The sequence below is a fragment of the Thermodesulfovibrio thiophilus DSM 17215 genome, assembly GCF_000423865.1.
In the GTDB taxonomy this organism is placed as follows: domain Bacteria; phylum Nitrospirota; class Thermodesulfovibrionia; order Thermodesulfovibrionales; family Thermodesulfovibrionaceae; genus Thermodesulfovibrio; species Thermodesulfovibrio thiophilus.
The window spans coordinates 1-11,503 of record NZ_AUIU01000012.1 but is presented as its reverse complement, the minus strand read 5'-3'; the positions used below and the strand labels follow the sequence as shown (position 1 = coordinate 11,503).

At 33.8% G+C, this 11,503-nt stretch carries 12 protein-coding genes, 1 tRNA gene and 3 pseudogenes; 12 read left to right on the top strand and 4 right to left on the bottom strand.

Going from position 1 to position 11,503, the window contains the following annotated elements:
• Positions 1-126: 126 nt before the first annotated feature.
• From G581_RS0102920 to hflX, 3 genes are all read left to right on the top strand, one after another.
• Positions 127-357, top strand: a complete 231-nt coding sequence (locus tag G581_RS0102920; RefSeq protein WP_028844533.1) for a FeoA family protein — start codon at positions 127-129, stop codon at positions 355-357.
• On the top strand, positions 354-2,267 hold the full coding sequence (gene feoB / locus G581_RS0102915) for a ferrous iron transport protein B (RefSeq protein WP_028844532.1): 1,914 nt from the start codon (positions 354-356) through the stop codon (positions 2,265-2,267). The genes G581_RS0102920 and feoB overlap by 4 nt, the downstream gene beginning before the upstream one ends.
• 163 nt (positions 2,268-2,430) lie before the next feature.
• Entirely contained in the window at positions 2,431-3,963 is a 1,533-nt protein-coding gene (hflX, locus tag G581_RS0102910) for a GTPase HflX (protein ID WP_083962579.1), read from the top strand.
• A gap of 3 nt (positions 3,964-3,966) precedes the next feature.
• Here hflX and amrA read toward each other — a convergent pair whose 3' ends face one another.
• Entirely contained in the window at positions 3,967-4,476 is a 510-nt protein-coding gene (amrA, locus tag G581_RS0102905; protein WP_028844530.1) for an AmmeMemoRadiSam system protein A, read from the bottom strand.
• A gap of 57 nt (positions 4,477-4,533) precedes the next feature.
• Here amrA and G581_RS0102900 point away from each other — a divergent pair, with 57 nt between their 5' ends.
• Positions 4,534-4,761: a 4Fe-4S binding protein gene (locus G581_RS0102900; protein WP_028844529.1), complete on the top strand. Its 228-nt coding sequence runs from the start codon at positions 4,534-4,536 to the stop codon at positions 4,759-4,761.
• A 152-nt stretch (positions 4,762-4,913) separates the two neighbouring features.
• On the opposite strand, the gene G581_RS0102890 is transcribed toward G581_RS0102900, so the two are convergent.
• Both G581_RS0102890 and G581_RS0102885 read right to left on the bottom strand, forming a co-directional pair.
• Positions 4,914-5,096, bottom strand: a complete 183-nt coding sequence (locus tag G581_RS0102890; RefSeq protein WP_028844528.1) for a rubredoxin — start codon at positions 5,094-5,096, stop codon at positions 4,914-4,916.
• A 14-nt stretch (positions 5,097-5,110) separates the two neighbouring features.
• The gene (locus G581_RS0102885; protein ID WP_028844527.1) at positions 5,111-5,491 is read right to left on the bottom strand and encodes a desulfoferrodoxin; all 381 of its coding nucleotides are present in this window, start codon (positions 5,489-5,491) and stop codon (positions 5,111-5,113) included.
• Positions 5,492-5,559: 68 nt separating this feature from the next.
• On the opposite strand from G581_RS0102885, the gene G581_RS0102880 reads away from it, so the two are divergent.
• The 4 genes and pseudogenes from G581_RS0102880 to G581_RS0102865 form a co-directional block, all read left to right on the top strand.
• Positions 5,560-5,775 (top strand): hypothetical protein, encoded by a 216-nt coding sequence (locus G581_RS0102880; RefSeq protein WP_028844526.1) that lies wholly within the window; start codon positions 5,560-5,562, stop codon positions 5,773-5,775.
• Positions 5,776-5,785: 10 nt separating this feature from the next.
• Positions 5,786-5,974 (top strand): annotated as a pseudogene (locus tag G581_RS12020) (tetratricopeptide repeat protein); the annotation flags it as partial.
• A gap of 181 nt (positions 5,975-6,155) precedes the next feature.
• Complete coding sequence (locus G581_RS0102870; protein WP_028844525.1) at positions 6,156-6,872, top strand: dienelactone hydrolase family protein; 717 nt, start codon at positions 6,156-6,158, stop codon at positions 6,870-6,872.
• A gap of 197 nt (positions 6,873-7,069) precedes the next feature.
• A pseudogene (locus G581_RS0102865) lies at positions 7,070-7,291 on the top strand (IS256 family transposase); the annotation flags it as partial.
• Between the two features lie 211 nt (positions 7,292-7,502).
• Here the strand turns inward: G581_RS0102865 and G581_RS0102860 are convergent.
• Entirely contained in the window at positions 7,503-7,796 is a 294-nt protein-coding gene (locus tag G581_RS0102860) for an ATP-binding protein (RefSeq protein WP_028844523.1), read from the bottom strand.
• Positions 7,797-7,861: 65 nt separating this feature from the next.
• Here G581_RS0102860 and G581_RS12420 point away from each other — a divergent pair.
• From G581_RS12420 to G581_RS0102840, 4 genes and pseudogenes are all read left to right on the top strand, one after another.
• Positions 7,862-7,998, top strand: a pseudogene (locus tag G581_RS12420) (transposase); the annotation flags it as partial.
• Between the two features lie 168 nt (positions 7,999-8,166).
• Positions 8,167-8,238: transfer RNA gene (locus tag G581_RS0102850), tRNA-Val, on the top strand.
• Positions 8,239-8,732: 494 nt separating this feature from the next.
• On the top strand, positions 8,733-8,906 hold the full coding sequence (locus G581_RS12015; protein WP_156875181.1) for a permuted SH3 domain-containing protein: 174 nt from the start codon (positions 8,733-8,735) through the stop codon (positions 8,904-8,906).
• Positions 8,906-11,503 (top strand): efflux RND transporter permease subunit (locus G581_RS0102840; protein ID WP_028844522.1); only part of this gene is annotated, 2,598 nt, incomplete at its 3' end. The genes G581_RS12015 and G581_RS0102840, both read left to right, overlap by 1 nt.

Below are 11,503 nucleotides of genomic sequence, written 5' to 3'. Positions count from 1 at the left end.
CAAAAGTGTTATTATTAAAAATTAGAAAGATTATCTCACCGATTACCTGAAGAATTCAAGAGCTTTGATTGAAAGGGATTTGAAAAATATATTATTATTAACAAATAATTCCATCTGGAGGCTTTAGTGAAGACTCTGCTTGATATAGAAAATGGGAAAAAAATTAAGATTTTGAAGATTTCAGGCGGTAAAGGAATCAGGCACCATCTTCAATGCCTCGGAATTCATATTGGCGATATCGCAGTTTTAAAAAAGAGCTCATTTTTAGGTGGACCTGTGCTTTTAGATGTTAATGGATATGATCTTGCATTGGGTAAAGGAGTGGCTTCAAAGATTGAGGTTGAGGAAATTGAATGAAAATTGCTTTTATAGGGCAGCCCAATGCGGGTAAAAGCACCATATTTAACGGTCTTGCAGGATATAAAACAGTTACAGCCAATTTTCCAGGACAGACAGTTAATTATACTGTCAGTACAGTTAAACTCGGAGATGAAGTATTTGAAATAGTTGACCTGCCGGGTATTTATTCTCTTACCGCCATTGATATGGCTGAACTTGAATCAAGAAAATACATTTTATCAGGACAGGCAGATGTTGTTATAAATGTAATTGATGCTTCCACCCTTTCAAGAAGTCTTGAACTCACACTTCAGCTTGCCGAATTACAGGTTCCCATGGTTATCTGTCTTAACATGATGGATGAGGCTCGTAGAAAAGGAATTGAAATAAATAAAGAGAAGCTTTCTCAGATATTTGGAGTGCCTGTTATTGAAACTGTTGCAAATAAAGGAATCGGGCTTGATAAAATATTTAGCTCGGCTAAAGAAGCATATTATAAAAAATTAATTCCTAAAATTCAATTGTTTCATAAAGACATTGAAGAAAAAATTGAAGAAATTGAAAAAATGATGCCTACAGAACTTGTTAAAAATATTCCAGGCCGATACATTTCATTGAAACTTCTTGAAGGAGATCAGGAAATATTTAAAGAAATCAGAAATTATCCTGAATTTTTTAACAAAATTAAACAAATAAGAGAAGAAATCAAAAAAACGCATGGACGACATACAGACAGTGTAATATCTTCTGAAAGGCATGCTCTCACAATGAATATATTTGAGGAAGTGTCAAAAGTTGGAGAACCATCAAAAAGTTTGCGAGAAAATGTGGATGATATTCTTACCAATAAATATTTTGGCTATCCGCTGTTATTAATTATCGTCTTTGGAATATTTTTTATAGTGTTTGAGATAGGCAGGATAGTTGAGGATCCGCTTGTGGGAATTTTTGACTCCATGATTGAGAAATTACCCGGTTTTCTTGAAAATGATTCTTTAATTTTTTTTATTTTTAAAGGATTACTTGAAGGTTTTTCAGGTGGACTTGGTGTTGCCATACCTTATTTGATACCTTTTTTTATCGGGCTCACAATTCTTGAAGACATAGGATATCTCCCACGCATGGCTTTTTTAATGGATACAATTATGCACAGAATCGGACTTCATGGAAAAAGTATTCTCCCGTTTGTTATTTCGTATGGATGCAATGTTCCGGGAGTTATGGGAACAAGAATCCTTGAATCTCCAAGAGATCGATTTATTACAGCAGCCCTTTCTGTTTTTATCCCATGCGCAGCAAGAAGTACTATAATATTTGGACTTGTAGGAGCATATATTGGAGGACTGGCAGCAGCCGGGCTTTATATTTTCAATATATGTATCGTTATGATTCTTGGGGGCATATTAACAAAGTTTATTCCTGAGATAACTCCTGGATTAATAATGGAAATTCCGCCTTTGAGAATTCCAACATTGAAAAATATTTTTTTAAAAACCTGGCTGAGATTGAAGGATTTTATGCTTGTTGCATGGCCTCTTTTGGTGATTAGCAGTATTATTTTGAGTTTGCTTGAATATTTTAAAATGGACACTATATTAAATAAAATAGTCTCTCCAATAGTAAGCTGGATGCTTGGATTACCTGAGGAAACAGGAATTACTCTTGTTTTTGGTATCCTTAGAAAGGAGCTTTCGATGATTATGCTTTTTCAGGCAATGCATACAACTCAGTTAAATACTGTAATGACCAATGTCCAGTTAATTGTTTTTACAATTTTTACACTCTTTTATATTCCCTGCGTTGGAACTATGGGTGTACTTTTAAGAGAATTAGGCGCCAGGAAAATGATATTAATAACTGTATTAACAATCACAGTAGCATTAATCTTATCAGTACTTTCAAGAATAATACTGTCATTGATTATTTGAATTTGAGAAAAAATCTACAACTTTGATATTCTTTAAAGAGGGAGGTGTATAAAAAATAGCCAAAATTTATGGCAATACAACAGGATTAAAAAAAAGCATTATTCATGGATTAGAAAGACTTTACAGAAAAAAACAACCTGTAGAAGTTCTTATAACTTCAGAATTGGCAAAATCTTTATGCTCTATTTCTTATGAACTTAACAGACAAATTGGAGTATTAATTAACAGGTCAGGCAATATCACTCATATTATAATCGGAAGTTCTCAATCTATTTTAATTCCCGAGCTTGAAAATTTTCCGATTGGGAAAAAGCCTTTGAGAGGCTTGCGATATATTCATACTCATTTAAACAAAGAACTGCCAGATAGAGAAGATATATCTGACTTAAGACTTCTCAGATTTGATATTCTTGCTGTTTTAACCAATGAAAAAGGCTTTCCAGAAGATATTCACACAGTTTATCTCTTACCATATGGCAAAGAAAAACAATTTGAAGTTTTATCTTCGAAATTTAACTCCTTCAGACTAAATTTTAAGGAGTTCATAAGCAATCTTGAAGCAGAAATGGATCGAGCGAGAGTTATAGATACAATGGATAACAGAGAAAGAGCACTGTTAATAAGTGTCTCTAATGCCCCCAAATATATTCTTGAAGAACATATGGAAGAATTAGAACAGCTTGCAGAATCAACAGATTTAATTGTCATAGACAAGATTATTCAAAGAGTAAAAGAAATAAATCCAAAGTATCTAATGGGTGAGGGTAAACTAAGAGAGCTAATTATTAAAGCAATGGATATGGGAGTTACTCTTTTAGTATTTGACCAGAATCTAACTCCTTCTCAGATAAGAGCAATTACTGACATGACAGAGGTAAAGGTAATTGATCGAAGTCAACTAATTCTTGATATTTTTGCTAAAAGAGCACATTCTCGAGATGGAAAAGTGCAGGTGGAACTTGCTCAATTAAGATATATGCTTCCAAGACTTACAGGAAAAGGAACAGCAATGTCAAGGCTTGCTGGAGGAATTGGAGGTAGAGGTCCTGGAGAAACAAAACTAGAAGTGGACCGCAGAAGAATCAATGAAAGAATTCATCATCTTGAGGTCGAACTTAAAAAACTCAACCTAGCAAGACAGCAGAGAAAGAAGAGAAGAAAAGAGCTTTCAATTCCTATTGTTTCAATTATAGGATATACAAACGCTGGTAAATCCACGCTTCTTAATGCTCTTACAAAAAGCTCTGTTTTTGTTGAAGATAAAATGTTTGCAACCCTTGATACATCATCAAGAAGGCTTAAATTTCCCGAAGAAAGAGAGCTTATAATTACTGATACAGTTGGTTTTATAAGAGATCTGCCAGATGACCTTGTTTCTGCGTTTAAAGCAACATTAGAAGAGCTTGAAGATGCATCTTTGCTTATTCATCTTGTTGATATTTCAAATCCTTATTTTGAAAATCATATTGATGCAGTGAACAGAATTTTGAGAGAACTGGGTCTTGATACAAAACCGGTGATCCTTGTTTTCAATAAAGCTGATAAACTGACGCCTTTAGAAGTACAACAAATTTGTAACAGATATCATGCAATAGGCATTTCTGCGATTGATAAGAAGACAGTTTTACCTTTGATAGACATAATTCAGAATAAAATCTGGGAAGAAAAAACATTTTCAGTAGTTCATGAATATTAATTTTTATTTATATCTTTCTACCTTAAATTTGTAAATTTCAACATCAGCATCGTATGGATTAATGCCTGCTTTTAACTTGGTAATCCTGAGTTGTTCGTCTACTGTATCAACTCCCTCGATGTCTGGAAGTAGTAAACCTTTACGCCATCCTTTTACAACAATTATTCCATATTTTTTTGGATCAAGCTCATCCATGCTCTGTACAGGTTCTGGATGACTAAGAATATCAACTGAATACTCTAATTCATCAAGTTCAGTTGAATCTACAGGAGGAAAACGAGGGTCTTCTGTTGCTGCAGCTATAGCATTACGCACTATTTCTGTATATATATTTTCAGTAGCAGGCAAGAATGTTCCTATACATCCACGAAGTTGACCTTTTTTCTTGATTGAAACAAATACTCCTGCTTTTTTTTGCATGTCAGCTGGAATTTTTTCAGGAATTGGAGATATTTTCCCCATTTTTACATATTCTTCTACAGTTTTCTTTGCAAGTTTTACATATGGATGCATAAAAAAGTATATCAAAAAAATTGACTTAAAGGCAAAAAAATAGTTAAAATTAAGTTCATGCAAACAAAAGTTAAAAAGGGAACAATAGTAATTGATTCAGAAAAATGCAAAGGATGTAAATACTGTGTTTTAACCTGTCCCCAAAAATGTATTGAGATTTCATCAAGCTTTAATTCATCAGGTTATTTTGCTGCTAAATTTTCAAATCCTCTTAATTGCATTGGTTGCGCAATGTGTGCGGTTGTCTGCCCTGAGCTCGCTATAGAAGTTTTTGTAAAAGATTAAACTTAAAGGCAAAAAACTCTCCTTCTGATGTTTTTTTAAATATGTTGCTCCAATGTTTAGGTGCGTTATTTTTAAAAACTATATTTGAGTATTGATCCTGTTCCACAAAATGGTGGAAACATCATTTCCTATTACTCTGCTTATCTTCTTTTCTACCCTAATTGTTGTGAAAACCATCTTTTAGATGCACCGCAAAGAGGGCAAACCCAGTCTTCTGGAAGTTCTTCAAAGGGAACTCCTGATGGGATTTTGCCCTTTTTATCGCCTTTCTTTGGATCATAGATGTATCCACATCGTCCGCAAACATAAACCTGATCTTTAGTGTTATCTTTCATTTTGTTTTCCTAATTTATTTTTGTTTTAACCATAGTCCATGAATATTACAATATTCTCTTGCAGAGATATTTTCACCTTCAACTCTAAACAGAGCTTCAGGTGACTGACCAGGTCTCAGAAATTCTCTGTAAGCCTTTCCATCTACTATAAGCTCAATCCATTCAATATAATGTTTTTCTTCCATTGGATGTGGAACACTTCCAACTTTAACCTTGTAATTTTCACCAATTCTCTCAATTACAGGAACATGTTTTTCCTGAGAAGCATCAACTGTATTTTCTTCCATAAGCTTCATCGGAATTTCACAGCAGACAAGTTGACCTATTCCTTCGTGTAACACTTCTACAATGTTCCCGCACTTTTCACACTTATAGATTTGAAGTTTTTTAGTCATTGCCTTACCTCCTTTCAATATTTTAATTTTTATAAAATTTATTTTATCAAATAACAATTATTATTTCAATGATTAGAAATTTTTTAAAAATAATTTCTCTGAAAAATTTTGGTAAAGCACATGTGGAAGCAACAATGGCAAACAGTATTGGAGAAATTTTCAAGAGTAAAGGTGAACTTAATAAAGCTTTGTATTACTATAGAGAATCTTTAAGACTTGAAACCAATAAAAAAATAAAGCTTTTATGTATAATAAGATTGCAAATATCTACGTTTATAAAATGATTATAAAAAAGCGATAGAATACTTTACAAAAGCTATGAATATCTTTGAAAAATATGCTAACTATCATACTTATGCGAAAACTGACCTTAATCTTGGTAATACACACAGGAAATTGAAAAAGTTTGATAATGCTGAAAAATATCTTTTTGATGGACTGACAGGAATTCAAAATAATACAGATGATACTGGGAAGGTATAACCTGTAAATGTATTGGTTTATTATATATGGATCAGGGAAATAAGGCACTTGCAAAGAAATACTTGAACAAGGCCTCGAAATTTTTAAATCAATTAGAGATCAAGAAGAAATAGCAAATGTCTCAACTTATCTTGCAATTATTGAAAATGAATAGAGAAATATAAAAGGGGGTAAAAAGACAATGACATTTAAAACAGAAGCTTCTGAAGAAAATCAAACAGTTTTATATGAAGTTAATGGAGAGAAATACGAATCTTATTATTTAAAGGTGAGCAAAGATGCTCTGCTGGTTTTTCTGGTACATGACTGGAATGGTATTAATGATTATGCAATGAAACGTGCAGGGATGTTAAATGAGCTTGGATACTCTGTTTTTTTGATTGATATGTATGGCAAAGGAGTAAGGGCTGAGAGCATTGAAGAAAAGATGAATTTAACTGGAATGCTTTATAATGACCGTAAAAAAATGAGACAACTTCTTTCTGCAGCTTATGATAAGGCAAGACAACTGGGAGCTAACGTACAAAATGCTGTAATTATGGGTTATTGTTTTGGTGGAACAGTCGCACTTGAATTTGCAAGAACAGGGATAGATTTAAAATCATTCATATCATTTCATGGAGGACTTAAAACTCCTGAAGGTCAGGATTACTCAAAAACAAAAGGAGAAATTTTAGTATTTCATGGAAGTGCAGATACGATGATTCCGATTGAAGAATTTACACAACTGGTAAAGGAGCTTGAAGCTTTTAATGTAAATCATGAGATGACCACTTACAGTGGTGCACCGCATGCATTTACGGTCTTTGGAACTGAAAACTACAGAGAAGTAGCAGATAAAAGGGCATGGAAGAGACTTATAGAGTATTTGCAAGAAATAGAAAAAGTTACTTCATGAGATTTAGAATAATTCCTGATTCATAACAAGTAAGATTGTTTCTATAAATATGAGAAAGAAATCGTATATAAGACTTGACTAAAAAATTTTACCAAAATCCAGCGATAACTGAGACTTGTCAAGAGAATTGTGTCTGTGAGACCGTTCAAAGTTTTGTGTCAGTCTGGTAATATAAAACAAATATATGGAGGACTGACATGAAAGAGCAAGTATTTGATTTCAGGAAAGCATTAGAAGATTTAAAGGAAGGTAAACCCTTATCAGGTAAAGGTGGTATTTTAACGCCACTAATAAAGAAGCTAACGGAGGCAGCATTAGAAGCTGAATTAGATTATCATTTAAACAAAGATACAGGAAACAACAGAAGGAATGGCAATAGCAGTAAGATGATGAAATCCACCACAGGATTATTTGAGCTAAAAGCTCATATACAGAGCTTTAAATAAAGAGATGGCTGAGGAAGCCTTAAATGAACTTGAGGATAAGTGGGGTAAGAAATACTCGATGTCACCACTTCCTGGATAAATAATTGGAATAATCTCAGTCATTATTTTAAATACACATCTTGTTAAAGTCAATTAAAAATCCCCACCTTAGGGCACTTTATTTTCCCCAGTTTGATAAAAAATTTTAATCATTTACAAATCCTTTAATCCTGTAGCTTTTACCATTAATTTTAAATATATAAGCATGGTGAACAAGCCTATCCACTATAGCTGAAGCAAGAACAGCATCACCAAATATATTGGCCCATTCCTCAAAGGGTCTATTTGTTGTTAGTATAATTGAGGAAGCTTCATATCGTCTTCTCACTACTTCAAAAAACTCATCTACATGGCTTAATGGTATCTTTTTAAACCCAACCTCATCAATTATTAATAAGTCAACAGATAAAAAATCTGGGAGTATAATAAGAATTGTCAACTTGCTACAATTTAGTAGACAAAAAGATAAGGCAACTATAAAAATAAGTAGAGATGTGAATAAAAATGATTAAAAGAAGAGTTTACACAAAAGAATTTAAAATTGAAGCAGTAGAACATACTTTAGATTCTACAAAGACAGTAAAAGAGATATCAGAAGATTTAGGAGTTCATACCATTTATTATGCAAATGGAGGAGCGAGACATATTAAAAAAAGCTTTGGCCATTTTTTCACAAAATCCACGGAGAAATATAATTTCATGAAATATTATAAAAATAAAGGGAATACAGAATGCGTCCAAACAGGTATCCCTGATGTCAGGTGCAACTTGACTTAAAAAAATAAAATGTTTTATTATTCAATAACTTTAGGCACGTAGCTCAGTGGGAGAGCGCTTCCTTGACGCGGAAGAGGTCGTGGGTTCGATCCCCTCCGTGCCTATTCAATAACATCAGACTTCTATAAAAATCCTGGAGTTGATAAAAAATCAAATTGTATACTTTTTGTGTAGTTGAAAAATTTTACAGGAATAAATTTTAAAGTTAAAGGCAGAGGATAGATTAATATCCTTTTAAGAGAATGAAGTAATACATTAACGATAAAGCGTTCTTTTTTGAAATTCTTTGCTTCGTATTATTCCATGCTATAATTTTCATTATATACCTTTTTTCACTTGTTTTTTTATAGCTCTTTTTGGTAAAGTATTTTACTATATTTGTAAAATTAAATGTTGATAAAAATTTATAATGTCTTCTATTTGGTTAATCAAGCAAATAAACATAAAAAATGTTAAAAGGAGAATAGCCTTACAAAGACGAATATCTCAGAATATTTAAGTAATAAATATTCAAAAAATTGTAGAAAAATATTTGGATAATGGTATCATATAATTTTTATAAAAAAATACTAAAGAAATAAGTAACATGATTATCTAAATGGGAGTTATTACAATTATTGACAGAGCAATAGGAAACAAATGGCTTGTTTCTTCGGGACTATCTGAAGGAGAGTTAGTAATAATTGAAGGACTTCAGAAAATAAGGCCAGATATATCTGTTAAAGCTGTGTATTATGCTCCTAAGACAACTGAGAATCGAGGCAATCAATAATGTTATCAAGATTTTTTCTGGATCGTCCAGTATTTGCCTGGGTTATTGCAATAGCCATAATGGCAGCTGGATGTCTTGCAATATATACACTTCCCATAGCCCAGTATCCTCCTGTAGCTCCTCCTTCTATATATGTTAATACATTTTATACCGGTGCATCTGCTGAAACTGTTGAAAACAGTGTCACTCAAATAATAGAAAGTGAAATGACAGGTCTTGATAACATGATATATCTATCAGCATACAGTGATTCAGCAGGAACATGTCGTATTGAGTTAACCTTTGAGCCAGGAACAGATCCAGATGTTGCATGGTCCAAAGTTCAAAATAAAGTGCAACTTGCGATGTCAAAACTTCCAGAGGTTGTTCAAAGAGGAGGAGTTGATGTTGGTAAGGCAACAAGAAGTTATCTCATGATTGTTGGAATTGTATCTCAAGATGGAAGACTAGATGCGTATGATTTAAGAGATTATATGTCATCAATAGTTAAACCAATTCTTGCCCGTATTCAGGGAGTTGGTGAGGTTGAAGAATTTGGATTTCCTTATGCAATGAGAGTCTGGTTTGATCCTAACAAACTTTTCAGTTATAACCTGACTGTTGATGATGTAATCTCTGCAATAAGGTCATATAATATAGAAGTCTCAGGAGGACAGTTTGGTGGCATGCCTCAGGTTGAAGACCAAAGTTTGAATGCTTCTATAATAGTTCAAACCATGCTTAAAAATCCAGAAGAGTTTGCTTCCATTCCTATTAAAGTTAATCCAGATGGTTCATCAGTAAAAGTAAAAGATATAGGAAGAGTGGACCTGGGTACAGACTACTATGATATTGAAGCATACTATTCTGAGACAGATGGAAAGAGAAAAATGCCAGCAGCAGGTCTGGCAATCAGGCCACTTCCAGGTGCGAATGCTCTTGATATTGCAAATAATATACAGAAGAAAATGAATGAACTAAGCAGGAATTTTCCTCCTGGAGTAAAGACTGTTTATCTTTATGATACAACGCCATTTACAATGGTAGCAATAAAAGAAGTTGCAAAAACACTAGTTGAGGCAATTATACTGGTATTTTTTATTATGTGGCTGTTCATGGGAAACATACGCGCAACCCTGATACCAACAATTACAGTTCCTGTTGTTGTACTTGGGACATTTGCAGTGCTTGGGCTTGCAGGGTATTCAATAAACATGCTTACGATGTTTGCGATGGTACTTGCAATAGGACTGCTTGTTGATGATGCCATAGTAGTAGTAGAGAATGTTGAAAGGATAATGCAGGAAGAGAAACTTCCTGTAAGAGAGGCTGTTATAAAGTCAATGGATCAGATTACGACAGCGCTTATAGGAATAGGAGTAGTACTTTCAGCAGTATTTGCACCGATGGCATTTTTTAAAGGATCAACAGGAGTTATATACAGGCAGTTTGCAATAACAATAATATCAGCGATGTTACTTTCAGTGTTCATAGCATTAACACTGGCTCCTGTGTTATGTGTAACATTTTTAAGGCCAGAGCATGCAGAAGGAGCTAAAAAGAGAGGAATTCTTGCAAGACTCTTCCGATTAGGTTTTGAGAAATTCTATGGAGTATTTTTTAAGAGCAGACATTTTTATACAAAAATGGTTGAGGGTTCATTCAGGCGTTCTATTTTTTATGTGGTAGTTTATATTGTAATTGTGGTAACTCTCGGGATATTACTCACCAAATTGCCAACAGGATATCTGCCTGATGAGGATCAGGGCATACTTCTTGTTCAGGCTGATTTGCCAAGTGGTTCATCGTTTGGCAAAACAAAGAAGGTATTAGAAGAGGTAGAGCATTACTTTATGACATATGAAAAGGATGCCGTTAAGACTGTTACAATCATTTCCGGAAGCAGTTTTAGCGGAAGGACGCAGTCAACTGGAATGGCCTTTATAAGTCTTAGAGACTGGCATTTAAGAGACAGTTCAGACCTCAAGGTAGAGGCTGTTCAACAGAGAGCAATGAAATACTTTTCACAAATTAAAAAAGCACAGATATTTGTTTTTCCACCACCTTCTATAATTGAACTTGGAGTTGCAACAGGTGTTGATTTTGAACTATTAGATCTTGGTGGGCTTGGTCATGAAAAACTCATGGAAGCAAGAAATCAGTTTTTACAGATGGCTAAGCAGGATCCAAGATTGAAAAATGTGAGGCCAAATGGACTGGATGATGTATCAGAGTATAAAGTTGATATAGACTGGGAAAAAGCAGGTTCTCTTGGTGTTCCAATTGATTCAATTCATAAGACAATATCTTCTGCATTTGGAGGTTATTATGTTAATGATTTTGTAAGAACAGGAAAAACCAAAAAGGTTTATATACAGGCAGATGCTCCTTATAGAATGCTACCAGAACACATTAATAGACTTTATGTTCGCAATAAGGATGGAAAGATGACACCGTTTTCATCTCTAGCCAGTGGGAAATGGATTTATGGATCACCGAGGCTTGAACGATATAATGCTTTTCCATCCATAAATATATGGGGTGAACCAGCTGAGGGAAGAAGTTCAGGTGAGGCAATGAAGGCAATGGAAGAGATTGTATCAAAGCTACCACAGGGG